15 protein-coding genes are annotated in these 17,352 nt (G+C 59.9%); 6 read left to right on the forward strand and 9 right to left on the reverse strand.

Annotated elements, in window-relative coordinates:
- Positions 1-426: 426 nt before the first annotated feature.
- The 4 genes from tcyN to QOM10_RS01160 all read right to left on the reverse strand — a co-directional run bounded on the left by tcyN (position 427) and on the right by QOM10_RS01160 (position 3,997).
- Positions 427-1,176 carry an L-cystine ABC transporter ATP-binding protein TcyN gene (tcyN, locus tag QOM10_RS01145; RefSeq protein ID WP_150775768.1) on the reverse strand — a complete coding sequence of 250 codons (750 nt, stop codon included), beginning with the start codon at positions 1,174-1,176 and terminating at the stop codon, positions 427-429.
- Between the two features lie 2 nt (positions 1,177-1,178).
- On the reverse strand, positions 1,179-1,895 hold the full coding sequence (gene tcyL / locus QOM10_RS01150) for a cystine ABC transporter permease (RefSeq protein ID WP_224790092.1): 717 nt from the start codon (positions 1,893-1,895) through the stop codon (positions 1,179-1,181).
- Positions 1,895-2,695 (reverse strand): cystine ABC transporter substrate-binding protein, encoded by an 801-nt coding sequence (tcyJ, locus tag QOM10_RS01155; RefSeq protein ID WP_127925431.1) that lies wholly within the window; start codon positions 2,693-2,695, stop codon positions 1,895-1,897. The genes tcyL and tcyJ overlap by 1 nt, the downstream gene beginning before the upstream one ends.
- Positions 2,696-3,004: 309 nt before the next feature.
- A complete protein-coding gene (locus tag QOM10_RS01160) occupies positions 3,005-3,997 on the reverse strand; it encodes a D-cysteine desulfhydrase (RefSeq protein ID WP_316917446.1) in 993 nt (330 codons plus the stop codon).
- A 190-nt stretch (positions 3,998-4,187) separates the two neighbouring features.
- Between QOM10_RS01160 and epsC the strand changes: the two genes are divergently transcribed.
- The gene (gene epsC, locus QOM10_RS01165; RefSeq protein ID WP_016983653.1) at positions 4,188-5,114 is read left to right on the forward strand and encodes a serine O-acetyltransferase EpsC; all 927 of its coding nucleotides are present in this window, start codon (positions 4,188-4,190) and stop codon (positions 5,112-5,114) included.
- Positions 5,115-5,554: 440 nt separating this feature from the next.
- Positions 5,555-7,516 carry a choline transporter BetT gene (betT, locus tag QOM10_RS01170; RefSeq protein ID WP_174245095.1) on the forward strand — a complete coding sequence of 654 codons (1,962 nt, stop codon included), beginning with the start codon at positions 5,555-5,557 and terminating at the stop codon, positions 7,514-7,516.
- Between the two features lie 23 nt (positions 7,517-7,539).
- Here betT and QOM10_RS01175 read toward each other — a convergent pair whose 3' ends face one another.
- Entirely contained in the window at positions 7,540-7,800 is a 261-nt protein-coding gene (locus QOM10_RS01175) for a hypothetical protein (RefSeq protein ID WP_127925434.1), read from the reverse strand.
- Positions 7,801-8,147: 347 nt separating this feature from the next.
- On the opposite strand from QOM10_RS01175, the gene QOM10_RS01180 reads away from it, so the two are divergent.
- The gene (locus tag QOM10_RS01180; protein WP_049802102.1) at positions 8,148-8,549 is read left to right on the forward strand and encodes a type II toxin-antitoxin system HicB family antitoxin; all 402 of its coding nucleotides are present in this window, start codon (positions 8,148-8,150) and stop codon (positions 8,547-8,549) included.
- Between the two features lie 5 nt (positions 8,550-8,554).
- Here the strand turns inward: QOM10_RS01180 and QOM10_RS01185 are convergent, their stop codons facing one another.
- Complete coding sequence (locus QOM10_RS01185; protein WP_316917447.1) at positions 8,555-9,592, reverse strand: LacI family DNA-binding transcriptional regulator; 1,038 nt, start codon at positions 9,590-9,592, stop codon at positions 8,555-8,557.
- 205 nt (positions 9,593-9,797) lie between these two features.
- On the opposite strand from QOM10_RS01185, the gene QOM10_RS01190 reads away from it, so the two are divergent.
- The 3 genes from QOM10_RS01190 to mgrA all read left to right on the forward strand — a co-directional run bounded on the left by QOM10_RS01190 (position 9,798) and on the right by mgrA (position 14,493).
- Positions 9,798-12,023 carry a TonB-dependent receptor gene (locus QOM10_RS01190; RefSeq protein ID WP_160037824.1) on the forward strand — a complete coding sequence of 742 codons (2,226 nt, stop codon included), beginning with the start codon at positions 9,798-9,800 and terminating at the stop codon, positions 12,021-12,023.
- Positions 12,024-12,025: 2 nt separating this feature from the next.
- Positions 12,026-13,345 carry an LLM class flavin-dependent oxidoreductase gene (locus tag QOM10_RS01195; RefSeq protein WP_316917448.1) on the forward strand — a complete coding sequence of 440 codons (1,320 nt, stop codon included), beginning with the start codon at positions 12,026-12,028 and terminating at the stop codon, positions 13,343-13,345.
- A 110-nt stretch (positions 13,346-13,455) separates the two neighbouring features.
- Positions 13,456-14,493, forward strand: a complete 1,038-nt coding sequence (gene mgrA, locus QOM10_RS01200; RefSeq protein ID WP_127925438.1) for an L-glyceraldehyde 3-phosphate reductase — start codon at positions 13,456-13,458, stop codon at positions 14,491-14,493.
- 226 nt (positions 14,494-14,719) lie between these two features.
- On the opposite strand, the gene tauD is transcribed toward mgrA, so the two are convergent.
- The 3 genes from tauD to tauB form a co-directional block, all read right to left on the reverse strand.
- Positions 14,720-15,562 (reverse strand): taurine dioxygenase, encoded by an 843-nt coding sequence (tauD, locus tag QOM10_RS01205; RefSeq protein WP_095125273.1) that lies wholly within the window; start codon positions 15,560-15,562, stop codon positions 14,720-14,722.
- A 144-nt stretch (positions 15,563-15,706) separates the two neighbouring features.
- Positions 15,707-16,546, reverse strand: a complete 840-nt coding sequence (gene tauC / locus QOM10_RS01210; RefSeq protein ID WP_316917449.1) for a taurine ABC transporter permease TauC — start codon at positions 16,544-16,546, stop codon at positions 15,707-15,709.
- Positions 16,543-17,337, reverse strand: a complete 795-nt coding sequence (tauB, locus tag QOM10_RS01215; RefSeq protein ID WP_316917450.1) for a taurine ABC transporter ATP-binding subunit — start codon at positions 17,335-17,337, stop codon at positions 16,543-16,545. The genes tauC and tauB overlap by 4 nt, the downstream gene beginning before the upstream one ends.
- Positions 17,338-17,352: the final 15 nt, after the last annotated feature.

Below are 17,352 nucleotides of genomic sequence, written 5' to 3' on the forward strand. Positions count from 1 at the left end.
AAAGAACAAAAGGCGTGAATAAACTGGCAATAAAACTTTAACTTTTATTCAAGTTGAATACGGGGTTGTTGAACTAAGTGGTGCCGGTCGTCGACTAGATAAGAGTGTGTTGGAGGGGGTGTCAATAGACGATATTAGTTAATCGTTGAATTACGAATTAATCAGAAGTTTCCTACGCTGCTGTGGCTGTATGCCTAGGAGCTAGCGCGAAAAAGACCACGGAACGTGCGGCTTTTTGGGGGATTTTGCGCTGATTTATTCGAATGCTGTTATGTCGGGTGATGCGGGGGTCAGGCAGGTATTATCTGTTGCAGAACATATATAGGTAGCGCAGGGAATAAGTTTTTCTGAAGGGGGGCATGTGTGGAAGAGTTTTATAAAAGGTGACTTCCATCCTTGGAAGTTACCCATAACGCAATAAAGTTCTCAGGCGTGATTGAGGAACTTGCTGAGAAACTGTTGAGTGCGTTCTTCTTTCGGGCTGGCAAACAACGCTTTCGCTTCGCCTTGCTCGACGATCACGCCTTTGTCGAAAAACACCACACGGTTGGCCACGTCGCGAGCAAAGCCCATTTCGTGAGTAACGATGACCATGGTGCGTTTTTCTTCGGCGAGACCGCGAATGGTCGCCAGTACTTCGCCAACCAGTTCCGGGTCGAGGGCCGAAGTCGGTTCGTCGAACAGAATCACTTCCGGCTCCATCGCCAGCGCCCGGGCAATCGCCACGCGCTGTTGCTGACCACCAGAGAGACGACGCGGATAAGCGTCTTCCTTACCGGCGAGTCCGACCTTGGCCATCAGCTTTTTGCCCAACGCAATTGCCTCGTCGCGCGGCATCTTCTTGACCACGATCGGGCCTTCGATGACGTTTTCCAGTGCGGTGCGATGCGGGAACAGGTTGAAGTTCTGAAACACGAAGCCAACGTGCTGGCGCAGGTTGCGCACCAGACTCTGCTGCTGGTTCAGCGGGCGGCTGGTATCGATTTCGATATCGCCGACCTTGATCCGGCCGCTGGTGGGTTGTTCAAGGAAATTCAGGCAGCGCAGGAACGTCGTTTTCCCCGAGCCGCTGGGGCCGATGATCGCGACGACTTCGCCTTCCTTGACCTCCAGGTCGATGCCGTCAAGCACGACCTGACCCTTGAATTGCTTGGTCAGTTTTTCCACGACAATCATCTTCAGGACTCCTGGTCGTGCCGATTGACCCGCTCTTCCAGCTTGTTCTGGAAGTGCGAGAGCACCGTGGCCAGAATCCAGTAGATCAGCGCGGCGGCAAGATACATGGTGAAGACTTCGAAAGTCCGGGCGGTAATCAACTGCGCTTGACGGAACAGCTCCGGCACTTGAATGGTGGCGGCCAGCGCCGTGTCCTTGACCAGCGAGATGAAGCTGTTGCCCAGCGGCGGCAACGCCGTGCGCATCGCTTGCGGCAGGATGGCCCGGCGCAAGGTTTGCGCGCGGGTCATGCCGATGCTCGCAGCCGCTTCCCACTGACCACGTTCGATCGAACCGATCGCGGCGCGGAGGATTTCACAGGCGTAGGCGGCCATGTTCAGCGAGAAGCCGATCAGCGCCGCTGGCAGCGGATCCAGTTCGATCCCCAGTTGCGGGAAGCCGTAATAGATCACGAACAGTTGCACCAGCAACGGCGTCCCGCGAAAGAACGACACGTAGACGCGCGCCAGCCAGCTCACCGATTTGAAGCGCGACAAGCGCATCAGCGCCAGGCCAAAGCCGAGCAGCAAGCCGAAGAACATCCCGCCGAGGCTGAGGACTACCGTGTAGTACGCGCCCTTGAGCAGAAAGGGTGCGGAGTCCAGCAACAGCGCCGATGTCTCGGCGATTTGCTGGCTCAACTGCGGGAAGTGCGCTTCGAATTGAAATCCAACTTCCATTATTTAGTGACGTCTGCGTTGAAGTACTTCTCGGACAGCTTCTTCAAAGTGCCGTCTGCACGCAGTTCGTCGATGGCCTTGTTCACGGCAGCCAGCAGTTCCGGCTCACCTTTACGCAGGGCAACACCGGCTTCCTGACGCGAGAAAGCTTCGCCGGCGGCCACGGTTTTCGGGGCTTTCTTGGCGTATTCCAGTGCAGCCAGACGGTCGATCAGGATGGCGTCAGTACGGCCGTTGTTCAGGTCAGCGAACTTGGTCGGATCATCGTCATAAGTACGGACGTCAGCGCCCGGCACGTTGGCGCGAACCCATTGTTCGTAGTTGGTGCCCAGGCCGACACCGACTTTCTTGCCGGACAGGTCAGCGGCGGTCTTGATGTTCAGTGCGGACTCTTTGCTCTTCAGCACCAGCGCCTGAATACCGGAAACGGTGTACGGCTCGGAGAAGTCATACTTCTTTTTGCGCTCGTCGGAGATGGTCACCTGGTTGACCACGACGTCCAGACGCTTGGATTCCAGCGCGGCGAGGATGCCATCCCATTTGGTCGGCTGGATCTTCGCTTTGACGCCAAGTTTTTGCGCCAGTGCTTCGGAGAGCTCGACCTCGAAACCCGACAGCTTGCCGTCGGCATCGACGAAGCTGAACGGTGGGTAAGTGCCTTCCAGGCCGACGTTGATAACGCCTTTGTCCTTGATCTGTTGCAGCTGTTCACCGGCCACTGCCTGGCCGATCAGACCGGCGCTCAGCGCCAGGCCCAGCGAACCCACCAGCAGATTGCGACGTAGTGCGGAAAAATTCATGACGAGCCCCTGTGTTTTCTTATGGAAGACGCCTAAGGAAAGTTGGCGAATTTATGATTTCGACGACAGCGCTATCCTGCCTTAAAGCAGCTTATGCGTCTCTCGCGAAATTCGCCTGCGGCGAGACTATAAGATGTCTTCGTTAGACTTGAAAATACTTAATAATTGAAATGTTATTCTTTATTGGAATATTAGCTCGTTCCCACGCTCTGCGTGGGAATGCCTCTAGGGACGTTCCGCGTTCCAGCTCTCGAAGGGACGCAGAGCGTCCCGGGCTGCATTCCCACGCAGAGCGTGGGAACGATCTCGCTACAGGAAATCCTTGTAGGCAAATAGCGCCGGCGCGCCGCCGGTGTGCAGGAAGATGATCGGGCCTTCATTGAAGCGCTGACGGCCGATACCATCGAGTAACCCAGCCATGGCCTTGCCGGTGTACACCGGATCGAGCAACACCGCTTCCTGGCTCGCCAGCAACTTCACCGCCGCCAACGTCCCGGCATTCGGCTCGCCATAACGCGGGCCGAAATATTCATCCCACAACTCGACCTTGAAACTGGCCGGCAGCTCGACGCCGAGCAGATCCGCCGTGCGTTCCGCCAGGCCCTGAACCTTCGGCCGCTGATTTTCTTCACTGCGCGAAACCGTCACGCCAATCACCGGCAATTGCGGCAGCACTTCAGCCAGGGCCAAGGCCAGACCACTGTGAGTTCCGGCGCTGCCGGAGGCTAGAACCACTGCGGCGAAATCCAGACCGGTGTCCTTGATCTGCTCAGCCAGTTCCAGGCCGGCGCGCACGTAGCCCAGCGCACCGAGCGCATTCGAACCACCGATCGGCACGAGATACGGTTTCTTGCCATTGCTGCGCAAACGCACGGCGAGGGCAGCGAGTTGTTCGTCGGCGTTGTCGAGGTTGTCGACCAGTTCCACCTTGGTGTCGAACAGATCCAGCAACAGGCGATTGCCGTTGCCGATGTAATTGCTGTCCTCGGTGCCCAACGGATTTTCCAGCAGCGCCACGCAGCCGAGGCCGAGTTTGGCGGCCAGTGCGGCGGTCTGGCGAACGTGGTTCGACTGCAGCGCACCGGCGGTGATCAGCGTGTCGGCGCCTTGCGCCAAGGCGTCGGCGGCGAGGTATTCGAGTTTGCGCAATTTGTTGCCGCCCATGGCCAGCGGCGTCAGGTCATCGCGCTTGATGTACACCTCGCGGCCGAGCCAGGTGGACAGCCGTTCGAGTTTTTCCAGCGGCGTCGGGTGGTTGAGCAGGTCGAGGCGGGCAAAGCGGTCCAGCTGTTGTTTAATCATGGGTCCGTACTGGCGGAGGAAGATGAAAGGACTATAGGCACGCGCTTTTGCAGGGGCAACCGCCAATCGCTTATAGCCAAATCGACTGAGCCCAGCACTATCGGTTCTTAATTCGCCTTCGCGAGCATGCCGTAAAGTAGGCGCCGTTAACGCGGCCAGACAGTCCGGCCGCCCGTGAGGAGTCTTTACCGTGAGCGAGCGTTCCAGCCATTGGCAATTGCAGACCATCGTCAGTCAACTGCGCAGCGCGCGGGATCAGTGGCGGGCACAGAACGGCCGGGCGTCCGGCGAGCAGGGTGGTCGCGAGCTACCGTCGCGGGCGGCGATGGCGGAGATTCTCGAAGCACTGTGTGGGGCGTTGTTCCCGATGCGTCTCGGCCCGGTGGATCTGCGTGAAGAGAGTGAGGATTTTTACGTCGGCCACACTCTGGATGTGGCGCTGAATGCGTTATTGGCGCAGACCCGTCTGGAACTGCGTTACGTCGCCCGCCACAGCGCGCAGGCCGACACCGAAGTCGAGGCTCGTGCCATCCAGATCGTGCAGGACTTCGCCTTGGCCTTGCCGGGCTTGCGCACACTGCTCGACACCGATGTACTGGCGGCCTATCACGGTGACCCGGCGGCGCGCAGTGTCGATGAAGTGCTGCTCTGCTATCCGGGGATTCTCGCGGTGATTCACCATCGTCTGGCGCATCATTTGTATCGCGCGGGTTTGCCGCTGCTGGCGCGGATCAGTGCGGAGATCGCCCATTCGGCGACTGGTATCGATATCCATCCGGGGGCGCAGATCGGCCGTAGCTTCTTCATCGATCACGGTACGGGTGTGGTGATCGGCGAGACGGCGATCATTGGTGAGCGCGTGCGGATTTATCAGGCGGTGACCTTGGGCGCCAAGCGTTTCCCGGCAGATGAAGACGGCCAGTTGCAGAAGGGCCATCCGCGTCATCCGATCGTTGAGGACGATGTGGTGATTTATGCCGGGGCGACGATTCTCGGGCGGATCACCATTGGCAAGGGTTCGACCATTGGCGGCAATGTGTGGCTGACGCGCAGTGTGCCGGCGGGGTGCAATTTGACTCAGGCGAATTTGCAGCATGATGACGGGACGCAGAAGTAGGGCTTTAACGGCTTACCCTCACCCCAGCTCTCTCCCCGAGGGAGAGGGGGCCGACCGAAGTGTCTTGCGTCATACATCGACCTGAAATACCGAGTCGATTATGGATTCGGTACAGCAGGATCACGTCGGCGTATCTCCCCAATATCCCCCAATCAGTCCCCTCTCCCTTTGGGAGAGGGCTATTGAACGAATACCCTCAAACCCACGTCATACCCATCCTTGAGCTAGCGTAGGAAAACTACCATCTAGCCGTGCGATTAGTCCTTACCACCCCATCCATGTTTAACTTGAACGTTCATTCAAGTTAAACCGGTGGTTCGCTGCCCGCTCACAACAGGAGGCTTGCCTTTGCTGAGTCCGATCATTTCAGCCACGTTTCAACCCCTCGAGGTGCACGTTTCATGAGTGCATCGTCAACTCCCGCCAGCGGTCTGGTACGCATGAATCCGCCGGTGTTCTACTTCGCCGCGACGGTCATTCTGCTGTTTGGTCTCGTTGTTATCGCCATGCCTGAGCAAGCCGGCGCCTGGCTGCTGGAAGCGCAAAACTGGGCGGCCAATACGGTCGGCTGGTATTACATGCTCGCGATGACCCTGTATCTGGTCTTCGTGGTGGTCACCGCCTTATCCGGCTACGGCAAGATAAAACTCGGTGCCGACCACGACGAGCCCGAATTCAGTTACCTGTCCTGGGCCGGCATGCTGTTCGCCGCCGGGATCAGCATCACGCTGTTTTTCTTCTGCGTCTCTGAGCCGCTGACCCACATGCTCCAACCGCCGCAAGGCGAGGCGGGCACGGCGGACGCGGCGCGCCAGGCCATGCAGATTCTGTTTCTGCACTGGGGCCTGCATGGCTGGGGCGTGTTTGCCTTCGTCGGCATGGCGCTGGCGTATTTCGCCTACCGCCACAATCTGCCACTGGCCTTGCGCTCGGCGCTGTACCCGCTGATTGGCAAACGCATCAACGGCCCCATCGGTTACGCGGTGGATGGCTTCGGCATCATCGCCACGGTGTTCGGTCTCGGTGCCGATATGGGCTTCGGGGTGCTGCACCTCAACTCCGGTCTCGACTACCTGTTCGGCATCGCGCACACCCAGTGGATTCAGGTCGGCCTGATCACGCTGATGATGGGCGCGGCGATCATCGTGGCCGTCTCTGGCGTCGATAAAGGCGTGCGGGTGATGTCCGACATCAACATGCTGCTGGCTTGTGCGCTGCTGCTGTTCGTGTTGTTCGCCGGGCCTACCCAGCACCTGCTCAACACCTTGATCCAGAACCTTGGCGACTACCTTGGCGCCTTGCCGATGAAGAGTTTTGATCTCTACGCCTACGACAAACCGAGCGACTGGCTCGGTGGCTGGACAGTGTTCTACTGGGCCTGGTGGATTGCATGGTCGCCATTTGTGGGCCTGTTCATCGCACGGATTTCCCGTGGCCGCACCATCCGCGAATTCGTTTTCGGCGTGTTGTTGATTCCGCTCGGTTTCACCCTCGCGTGGATGTCGATTTTCGGCAACAGCGCGCTCGATCAAGTGCTCAATCACGGCATGAGCGCGCTGGGCATGTCGGCCATCGAGAATCCGTCGATGAGCATTTACCTGCTGCTGGAAACTTATCCGTGGAGCAAAACCGTCATCGCTGTGACGGTGTTTATCAGCTTCGTGTTCTTCGTCACGTCTGCCGACTCCGGCACCGTGGTGCTCTCGACGTTGTCGGCCAAGGGTGGCAACCCGGACGAAGACGGGCCGAAATGGCTGCGGGTGTTCTGGGGCGCGATGACCGCGCTGATCACCAGCGCGCTGTTGTTCTCCGGCAGCATCGATGCGCTGAAATCGGCGGTGGTGCTGACTTCGTTGCCGTTCTCGCTGATCTTGCTGCTGATGATGTGGGGCCTGCACAAGGCGTTCTATCTGGAGTCGCAGAAGCAGATCGCGCAGTTGCATTCGCTGGCGCCGGTCTCCGGTTCGCGGCGCGGCACCGGTGGCTGGCGTCAGCGTCTGAGCCAGGCTGTGCACTTCCCGTCGCGTGACGAGGTGTACCGCTTCATGGACACCACGGTGCGCCCGGCGATTGAAGAAGTGACGGCGGTGTTCGTCGAGAAAGGCCTCAACGTGGTCACCCAGCCGGATCCGGCGAATGACAGCGTCAGCCTCGAAATCGGCCATGGTGATGCGCATCCGTTCATCTATCAGGTGCAGATGCGCGGCTACTTCACGCCATCGTTCGCGCGCGGCGGCATGGGTTCCAAGCAGCTCAACAATCGTCGCTACTACCGCGCCGAAGTGCATTTGAGCGAGGGCAGTCAGGACTACGATCTGGTCGGTTACACCAAAGAGCAGATCATCAACGACATCCTCGACCAGTACGAACGCCACATGCAGTTCCTGCATCTGGTGCGTTGATCGGCGGCTGGGCGCCGGGACGTTTACGACTCGGCGCTCAGCACCATGAACAACACCATCGCCGCCACCGGCGCGCCGAATACCGCACTGCCAATGGCTATTTCCGATCCCACGGACTGGCCGGCATGCACCACCCCCACCGCACCATTGATCACCGTCAACGCCAACCACAGCGCGGCGAAGCCGTAGGCCATGGTCTGGCGGCTGAAGCCGATGCGCTCGCCGATGTAGAGCATCAGGGCGAGCAGGATCAGGCCGAAGAAAATGATGATGGCGGTGTGCATGGCGGGTTCTCCCTGGTGGATGGGTATCGCCTGAAAGACCGCTATCGCGAGCAGGCTCACTCCTACAGTGGATCCCGGCTGGACATAAATTTCATGTACACAGGAAATCCCTGTGGGAGCGAGCCTGCTCGCGAAGGGGCCACCTCGGTGTTCTTTAGAGCATAGCCAATCCAGCCCACTGCTCTTTTATCTGACCATTGATAGTTTGTGGCTAGTGCGCGATGTCGATTCGCAGAACAGAGTTAGCTCTCAGATAACGATCAATTTCAGGATGTGTCGTTTGAATTACTCCCCGAGAGTTACGCCTATAGTTGCCGACATTAAATGGCTTGAAGAATGGGTTTCCTATGAAATTCCCGGTCGTTCTGCACAAGGATGCCGACTCAGACTACGGAGTGATCATCCCGGATGTCCCGGGTTGTTTCTCCGCAGGCACTACGGTCGCTGAGGCGTTTGAAAATACTCAGGAGGCATTGGCGCTTCACTATGAGGGGTTGGTCGCCGACAGCGCGCCGTTACCGCAAGTGCGGGACATTGATGCTCATCTCGATAACCCGGATTACGCGGGAGGGATCTGGGGCGTGGTCGATTTTGATATCACCCCGTATTTCGGCAAGTCAGTGCGTTTTAACGCCACGCTGCCGGAGCAGTTGCTTGAGCGTATTGACCAGACAGTCCGCCGTGACCAGCGCTATCGATCCCGTTCCGGATTTCTCGCGGCGGCCGCCTTGCGCGAACTGTCGGTATAGCGAAGTCAGGTGCTTTCCCGTTCGATCACTTGGCACTGCAGCAGGTTCAGCCGCTGCACCTCGTCGCTCGGCAACACGCCAAGGCTTTCCAGCACGCGTGTTGCGGCGAGTACACCGATCTCCAGCGCCGGTGGTTTGATCGTGCTGAGGCTCGGCAAAAGCATCTCGGCGAACGGGTAGTCGCCAAAGCCAAGAACGGCGCAGTCTTCGGGGATTTTCAAACCCGCGCGTTGCCCGGCAAGCAGGCCGCCGGCGGCGAGGTTGTCGTTGGCGAAGATGATCGCGTCGGGGCGCGGTGAGGCGTTCATCAGGGGGTCCATCGCCTGTTTGCCGGCCTCGAATGGTGCGCGATCAGCGTCAGGGGCGTAGACCCAAGGTTCCAGGCCGGATTCGCGCAAGGTCGCCGCGTAACCATCGCGGCGTTCCAATGCGCTGAAGTCGCCCGCAGCGCTGTTCTGCACGAAGGCGATACGTTGGTAGCCTTTTTCCAGCAGATATCTGGCGGCTGTCACGCCCACCTCGAAATGCGAAAAGCCAATCTGCATCGGCTCGCGATCCGGCTGGTAATCCCACGTCTCGATCACCGGCACATCGGCCTCGGCGATCATCTTTTCCGTGCCCGTACTGTGAAAGTGACTGGTCAGCACCAGCGCCGCCGGCGACCAGCCAAGAAACGCGCGCACCGCATTTTCTTCCTGCTCGGTGCTGAAGTAACTCGACGCCAGCAACAGTTGATAACCGTGACGGCTGAGCGTGTCGCTGAAGCCTTGAATGGTATTGGCGAAGATCGGCCCGGAGATGTTCGGGATGACCATACCAACGATTTTGCCCCGCGCCGAGGCCAGCCCGCCGGCCACCAGATTCGGTACATAGCCCAACTCGGCTACTACCGCTGCAATCCGCTCGCGACGCTCGGGCGAAACCTGCTCCGGCTGGTTGAAGTAGCGCGACACGGTGATCGCTGAAACTCCGGCCTCGCGCGCGACGGCATTCAGGGTCACGCGTCCGGCGCCACGGCGTTTGCGGGGTTTTTCTTCGCTCAAGGCTCGATCCTTATTAAAAACCAAATCGCATATAAAAGTAATTTTTCAGTATTGGACGCTCTATGTGTGGCTTGCCAATACTGTCGATGGTAGCGCTAACAAAGCGCGCTGTCTGCTACTCGCTCGAGCGAATGCCCAAGACACCGATTCAGGCGCTGTCGTCGCAGAACGGCAGCGGTTAAGGGCCAATTTCGAGCAGGCAACCATGCACAACATTCCTGGGGCGACACACACACTGGCGCAGTCGATTCGCGCCGCTGGCTGGTTATTCACAGGGTTGGCGGCGCTGCCGTTGCCCAACGCATTCGCTGCCGAGAGCAGTGATCAAGAGCCGACTCTCAAATCGGTGACCGTCACTGCCACGCGCCGCGAAGAGTCGCTGCAAAAAGTGCCGGTGGCGGTCTCGGTGATCGACGGGGAACAGCTTGAGCGCGACAACCGCAACGGCGTGGCCAGTATCGTGCAGCAAGTGCCGTCGCTGAACTTTCGCACTGGCGCTTCGAATAAGGACACCTCGTTGTTCGTGCGCGGCGTCGGTACGATTTCCACCTCTCCCGGCGTCGAACCGACCGTGGCGACGGTGATCGATGGCGTGGTGTATGCGCGTCCGGGTCAGTCCACGCTCGATCTGCTGGATCTGGAACGCGTCGAAGTCTTGCGCGGCCCACAAGGCACGCTGTTCGGCAAGAACGCTTCGGCCGGTGTACTCAACATCACCAGCAAGGCACCCACCGCCGAGACCCACGGTTACATCGATCAGTCGTATTACAGCGGCAACGAAAGCCGCACCCGATTCGGCATCGGCGGCAGCCTGATTCCGGACACGTTGAAAGGCTCGATCAGCACACTGTTCGGCACCTACGACGGCAACGTCGACAACAAACACAACGGTCAGGAGGTCAACGGCTACAACCATCGCGGCGTGCGCGGCAAACTCGAATTCACGCCCAACGACGATGTCACCTTCACCCTGATCGCCGATTACATGCAGTCTCATGACGATGGCCCCAACGGCGTGGTCAGCAAGTCGCTGACGCCGGCTTTCGCCAATGCGCTGAGCCCGGTCAATGCGACTAGCCACAATCGCGATATCAACACCGACACCCGCAGCCATGTCGAGGACATCAACAAAGGCCTGTCCGGCCAGCTCGATTGGCAACTGGGCGATTACACCCTGACCTCGATCACTGCATGGCGCGGTTGGGACAACACCCAGTATCAGGACGGCGACCGGCTCGGTACGGTGACCGCAGCGTTCCCCGGCACTGCGGACAAGGGCGATCTGGCCTTCGATCAATACTCGCAAGAGCTGCGTCTGGCCTCGCCGAAGGGCGAATTTCTCGAATACGTCGGTGGCTTGTTCTACATGCACGGCAAGGACGACGAGACCTATCAGCGCACGCTGACCACCACCACGCGCACCGATCGCGGCGTCGCTGATTACAGCACCACCAGCGACAGTTACGCCGTGTTTGGCGAGAGCACGCTGAACTTCACGTCCGACTTTCGCGGCATCGTCGGCCTGCGCTACACCCACGATGATCTCGAATACGATCACCGCCGCGTCTCGACCTCGGCGACCACCGTCAGTGGCATTCAACCGGCGACCAGCAGTTCCGGTTCAGTGGACGAAGACGGCTGGTCCGGTCGCCTCGGTGTGCAGTACGACCTGAGCGATACGGTCACTACTTACCTGACCTACTCGCGTGGCTACAAAGGCCCGGCCTATAACGTGTTCTTCAACATGCAGCCGCGCGATACCGAAGCGCTGAAACCGGAAACCTCCAACACCTGGGAGGCGGGGATCAAAGCGACGAGCTGGAACAATCGCCTGACCACCAACCTCGCGGTGTTCCACAGCGAGTACGACAACTATCAGGCGAACTTCTTCGACACCGTCGCCGGCCAGGTTGTGACTCGTTTGATCAACGCCGGCAGCGTCAGCACCGAAGGCGTCGAACTCGACTACGCCTTGCAGGCCACCCAGCAATTGAAACTGTCCGGCGCACTCGCCTACACCCGCGCCCGCATCGACGAGTTCGCCTGCCCGGCGGGCGCGGCGGCGTCGTGCAACGTCAACGGCAAACCGCTGCCGTTCAGTCCGGACTGGAAAAGCTACGTGCGCGCCGACTACACCATCCCGCTGGATAACGGTCTGGATATCGAACTTGGCACCGATTACAGCTGGCAGAGCGAAGTGCAGTACGACATCAGCCAGAACGCCGACACCAAGCAGGGCGCCTACGGTCTGTGGAACGCCAGTGTTGCGCTGGCCGATTACAGCAATGGCTGGCGCGTCGCGCTGCTGGGCAAGAACCTCACCGACAAGTCTTACTCGCCATTGCTCGCCAGCGGTGGCAATTACATTTATCGCGCCGTGCCACGGGATGACGAGCGCTACTTCGGCGTGCAACTGCGCAAGGATTTCTGACGATGAGCAGACAGTTGAAACTCGGTGCATTCCTCATGGCCACCGGGCACCACGTGGCGGCTTGGCGTCATCCTGATGTGCCGGCGAATGCGGGTCTGGATTTCGCCCATTACAAGCGGCTGGCGCAGATCGCCGAGGCGGCGAAATTCGATGCCTTGTTTGTCGCCGACAGCGTCGCCGCGCCGACCCAGGACATCGCCAGTCGCATGGCACGCTCCGATCACTTCGAACCGCTGACGTTGCTCTCGGCCCTGAGTGCGGTGACCGAGCACATCGGCCTGATCGCCACGGCGACCACCAGTTACAACGAGCCGTACCACGTGGCGCGCAAATTCGCTTCGCTCGATCACCTCTCGGGTGGGCGCGCGGGATGGAATCTGGTGACCTCGGACAACGCCGCTGAGGCGCTGAATTTCGGGCGAGACGAACACATCGGTCACGCCGAACGCTACAGCCGCGCTCGGGAATTTCATCAGGTGGTCACCGGGCTTTGGGACAGTTGGGAGGACGATGCGTTTGCGCGCGACAAGGCCAGTGGGGCGTATTACGACCCTGCGAAACTGCACGTGCTGGATCACGTCGGTGAACACTTTCGGGTAAAAGGCCCGCTGAACGTCGCGCGCTCGCCGCAGGGGCAACCGGTAATTGTCCAGGCCGGCTCTTCGGAAACCGGGCGCGAATTGGCGGCGCAGACGGCTGAAGTAGTGTTCACCGCGCAGACTTCGTTGGCCGGTGCTCAGGGGTTCTACGCCGACCTCAAAGGACGTTTGCCCAAGTACGGGCGCAGTGCCGATTCGCTGAAAATCATGCCCGGGGTTTTTGTCGTGGTCGGCCGCACCGAAGCCGAGGCGCAGGAAAAATTTGAAACGTTTCAGCAATTAGTCGAACCCGAGGTTGGCGTCGCCTTGCTTGGGCGTATGCTGGGCAACTTCGATTTGTCGAAGTACCCGCTGCACGGGCCGTTACCCGAGTTACCGCTGACGGAAAGCGGTCAGCAGAGCCGGCAGAAACTGCTGACTGAATTGGCGGGTCGGGAAAACCTGAGCCTTGCGCAATTGGGTCGCAAGATCGCGGGTGGACGCGGGCATTACAGCCTGGTCGGTACACCGGAGCAGATCGCTGATCGCTTGCAGGAGTGGTTCGAACAGGGCGCGGCGGACGGCTTCAACGTGCTGGTGCCGCACTTGCCGGGCGGGCTCGAAGACTTCGCCAATGGCGTGGTCCCGGAACTGCAACGGCGTGGGTTGTTCAGAACTGAGTATGAAGGTCGGACGTTGCGCGAGAACCTTGGTCTCGGCCGACCCGCCAATCGATTTGTGTAACACCCAATCGCTAGCAGGCTAGCTCCCACAGGGGACTGCATTCCAATGTGGGAGCTAGCCTGCTAGCGATGAAGTCGACACCCATTTCAAGACAGACAAGAGAGGATTCGATGACTTACACCGCTGCCGAAAACCGCTACGACTCCATCCCTTACCGCCGCGTCGGGCGCAGCGGTCTGGTGCTGCCGGCGCTGTCGCTGGGCCTGTGGCACAACTTCGGTGACAGCACGCCGATCGACACCCAGCGCGCCTTACTGCGCACCGCGTTCGATCTGGGCATCAACCACTTCGACCTGGCCAACAACTACGGCCCGCCGTACGGCAGCGCCGAGACCAATTTCGGCCGTCTGCTGCGCGAAGACTTCAAGCAGTACCGCGATGAACTGATCATCTCCAGCAAGGCCGGTTGGGACATGTGGCCCGGCCCTTACGGTCAGGGCGGTGGCTCGCGCAAATACGTGTTGGCCAGCCTCGACCAGAGCCTGCAACGCCTGGGGCTCGACTATGTGGATATCTTCTATTCGCACCGCTTCGACCCGGACACCCCGCTGGAAGAAACCGCCAGCGCCCTCGCCACTGCCGTGCAACAGGGCAAGGCGTTGTACATCGGTATCTCGTCGTACTCCGGGGTGAAAACCCGTGAGATGGCGGCGCTGTTGCAAGAGTGGAAAGTGCCGCTGCTGATTCACCAACCGGCGTACAACCTGCTCAATCGCTGGGTGGAAAAAGATCTGCTTGATACCACCGATGAACTCGGCACCGGGGTGATTGCGTTCACCCCGCTGGCGCAAGGTCTGCTCACCGACAAATACCTCAACGGCGTACCGGCGGATGCGCGGGTCAATCGTCCGGGCGGTGGTTCGCTGCAGGCTTCGCATTTGTCCGAGGCCAACATTGCTCATGTGCGGGCGTTGAATGAGATTGCCAAGCGTCGCGGTCAGAGCCTGGCGCAACTGGCGCTGGCGTGGACGCTGCGCGATCCTCGGGTGACTTCTGCGCTGATTGGTGCGAGTCGGCCGGAGCAGATCATCGAGAACGTTGGGGCGTTGAAGAATCTGAGTTTCAGTGCTGAAGAGCTGGCGGAGATTGACCGGTTTGCCCAGGAGGGCGGGATCAATCTTTGGGAGAGGCCTTCGACGGCGGAGTGATGAAGATTGGGTTGGGTCAGCAAGATCCAACCCCCTCACCCCAGCCCTCTCCCCCAGGGGGGCGAGGGGGAAAGGGAGCAGATCTTCATGCTTTTCAAAACTTGAATTCAACCCGACATTTCAGGTCGATGTAGCTCGTACAAACACCTCGGTCAGTCCCCTCTCCCTCGGGGCGGTCCGACGTTTCGGGAGGGTTAGGGTGAGGGGCTTTTGGCTTTAAAACGTCTCAACGAAAAAACGGCACATCCCCCAATACCGTCGCTCGCTGCATCACCCGCCGCGCCGGCCGGTAGTCATCCACCGCGTAATGCTGCGTCACGCGGTTATCCCAGAACGCAATATCGTCCTGCTGCCAGCGCCAGCGAATGGTGAATTCCGGCCGCGTCGCGTGGGCGAACAGAAACTTCAGAATCGCCTCGCTCTCGGTTTCCGACAGCTCATTGATCTTCGACGTGAAGCCTTCATTGACGAACAACGAACGCCGCCCGCTGACCGGATGCGTACGGATCACCGGGTGCGACAGCGGTGGATTCTTGCGCCGTGCCTCTTCCCACTGCGCCAACGCTTCAGGCGTATTGCCATAGCGCTCCAGTGGAAACGAGCGAGTGAAATCGTGGGTCGCGGTCAGCCCTTCGAGCAAGGCTTTCATTGACGCCGACAGCGCTTCGTACGCAGCAATCCCGCTGGCCCACAGCGTGTCGCCACCGAACTCCGGCAGCAACTTGGCGCTGAGCACCGCGCCCATCGCCGGCGTCGGCAGGAAGGTCACGTCGGTGTGCCAGATCGCGTTGTCACGCACGTCGGTGACGGCGGTATCGAGGATCAGCACTTCCGGTTGCTCTGGTACGTTCGGGTAGATCGGGTGGATATGCAGGTCACCGAAATACGCAGCGAAGCGCGCCTGTTGTGGCGGCTCGATTGGCTGGTTGCGGAAGAACAACACCTGATATTTGAGCAGCGCCTGCTCGATGGCGTCGCGGTGTTCCAGGCTCAGCGGCTGGCTGATGTCGACGCCGCTGATCTGTGCGCCGAGGGCTGAGCTTAATGGGGTGATGTTGAGGCTGCTCATGGTCTTTCTCTTCGAATTCGGGGTGTCATGCTTTTGTGGGAGCGAGCCTGCTCGCGAATGCGGAGTGTCAGGCTAAAGTGCAGTGACTGACCCGACGCTTTCGCGAGCAGGCTCGCTCCCACAAGGGAAGTTTCACAAGGCGATTTAGTGGGCCTGGCCGTGCCACGGCACCAGTTTGCGCTGCAGGGCGCGCAGGCCCATTTCCATGGCGAAGGCGATCAGGGCGATGACCAGAATCCCCAGCACCACCACGTCGGTGACGAGGAACTGCGCGGCCGACTGCACCATGAAGCCCAAGCCACTGGTGGCGGCGATCAATTCTGCCGCGACCAATGTCGACCAACCCACCCCCAGACCAATGCGCACGCCCGTCAAAATGTCCGGCAACGCGCTCGGCAAAATCACATGACGAATCAGTTGCACTCGAGTCGCGCCCAACGACTGCGCCGCGCGCAATTTCGCTGGATCAACCGTGCGCACGCCGGTAGCAGTAGCGATGGCAATCGGCGCAAAAATCGCCAGATAAATCAGCAGCACTTTTGACAACTCGCCGATGCCGCACCAGATCACGATCAGCGGCAAATAGGCCAGCGGTGGGATAGGGCGGTAGAACTCGATCAGCGGGTCGAGCACGCCACGGGCAATGCGGTTGGCGCCGATAGCGATGCCCACCGGCACAGCGGTCAGAATCGCAAAACCCAGACCCAGACCGATACGGCTCAGGCTCGCGCCAAGGTGCTGCCACAACGTCGAATCCATGTAACCGGTAGTCGCCAGCAACCAGCCCTTTTGCAGCACGGCGGACGGTGGCGGCAGGAACAGCGGCTCGATCAATCCAGTGGCGGTCACCGCCCACCAGATCGCCAACAAGGCAAGCAGCGTCAGCAGGCTGATCCAGCGCGTGCTAAGGCTGCGGCGTACGGGAATCGCCACCGATGGGGTCGCGGTTTTTACCGCAGCCGAGGAAACGTCGTAACTGCTCATGCGCGCTCCTGCCGTTGCCCGGCGCTGCGTTGCGAGAACACTTTGCTCAGTACGTGTTCGCGGGTTTCGATAAAACGCGGATCGGATTTGATCGCACGGGCGGACTCGCCAGCGGCGTAACGCTGACCGAAATCCAGATGCAGGCGCTCAACGATCTGTCCCGGATTCGGCGCGAGCAGAATCAGGTCAGTGGCGAGGAACACCGCTTCTTCAATGTCATGGGTAATCAGGAAAACCGGCTTGGCCGTGCGCTGCCAGACTTGCAGCAACAGCTCTTGCATCTGCTCGCGGGTGAACGCGTCGAGGGCGCCGAAGGGTTCGTCCATCAGCAATACGCGCGGGTCAGCGGCGAGGGCGCGGGCGAGGCCGACGCGTTGTTTCTGACCACCGGACAGTTGCCAGATACGGCGGCTTTCGAAACCGCAAAGATCAACCAGCGCGAGCATTTCACGGGCGATCTGTTCGCGCTTGTCCCTGGCGACACCGGCCAGTTCCAGACCGAATGCGACGTTGGCCAACACATCCTGCCAGGGCAACAATGCGTCGTCCTGGAACACCACGCCACGTTCGGCGCTCGGGCCTTTGACCGGCACGCCGTCGAGGGTGATGCGCCCGGCGCTCGGTTCGACGAAACCGGCAATCAGGTTCAATAGCGAAGTCTTGCCACTGCCGGACGGGCCGAGGGCGACCAGCAATTGCTGAGGCCCCAGGGTCAGAGAAATATCCGCCAGCACCGGCTCGGGGCTGCCCGGGTACTGTGCGCTGATGCGCTCCAGCTGTAGCAAGGCCATCGCAGTTAACTCCCG

This window comes from Pseudomonas sp. P108, from assembly GCF_032613195.1.
Lineage (GTDB): Bacteria > Pseudomonadota > Gammaproteobacteria > Pseudomonadales > Pseudomonadaceae > Aquipseudomonas.

What these genes read in the sequence shown, in the direction of transcription:
- tcyN (WP_150775768.1), bottom strand. Translation starts at nt 1,176, where the DNA reads ATGATTGTCGTGGAAAAACTGACCAAGCAATTCAAGGGTCAGGTCGTG.
- tcyL (WP_224790092.1), bottom strand. Translation starts at nt 1,895, where the DNA reads ATGGAAGTTGGATTTCAATTCGAAGCGCACTTCCCGCAGTTGAGCCAG.
- tcyJ (WP_127925431.1), bottom strand. Translation starts at nt 2,695, where the DNA reads ATGAATTTTTCCGCACTACGTCGCAATCTGCTGGTGGGTTCGCTGGGC.
- QOM10_RS01160 (WP_316917446.1), bottom strand. Translation starts at nt 3,997, where the DNA reads ATGATTAAACAACAGCTGGACCGCTTTGCCCGCCTCGACCTGCTCAAC.
- betT (WP_174245095.1), top strand. Translation starts at nt 5,555, where the DNA reads ATGAATCCGCCGGTGTTCTACTTCGCCGCGACGGTCATTCTGCTGTTT.
- QOM10_RS01175 (WP_127925434.1), bottom strand. Translation starts at nt 7,800, where the DNA reads ATGCACACCGCCATCATCATTTTCTTCGGCCTGATCCTGCTCGCCCTG.
- QOM10_RS01180 (WP_049802102.1), top strand. Translation starts at nt 8,148, where the DNA reads ATGAAATTCCCGGTCGTTCTGCACAAGGATGCCGACTCAGACTACGGA.
- QOM10_RS01190 (WP_160037824.1), top strand. Translation starts at nt 9,798, where the DNA reads ATGCACAACATTCCTGGGGCGACACACACACTGGCGCAGTCGATTCGC.
- QOM10_RS01195 (WP_316917448.1), top strand. Translation starts at nt 12,026, where the DNA reads ATGAGCAGACAGTTGAAACTCGGTGCATTCCTCATGGCCACCGGGCAC.
- mgrA (WP_127925438.1), top strand. Translation starts at nt 13,456, where the DNA reads ATGACTTACACCGCTGCCGAAAACCGCTACGACTCCATCCCTTACCGC.
- tauD (WP_095125273.1), bottom strand. Translation starts at nt 15,562, where the DNA reads ATGAGCAGCCTCAACATCACCCCATTAAGCTCAGCCCTCGGCGCACAG.
- tauC (WP_316917449.1), bottom strand. Translation starts at nt 16,546, where the DNA reads ATGAGCAGTTACGACGTTTCCTCGGCTGCGGTAAAAACCGCGACCCCA.
- tauB (WP_316917450.1), bottom strand. Translation starts at nt 17,337, where the DNA reads ATGGCCTTGCTACAGCTGGAGCGCATCAGCGCACAGTACCCGGGCAGC.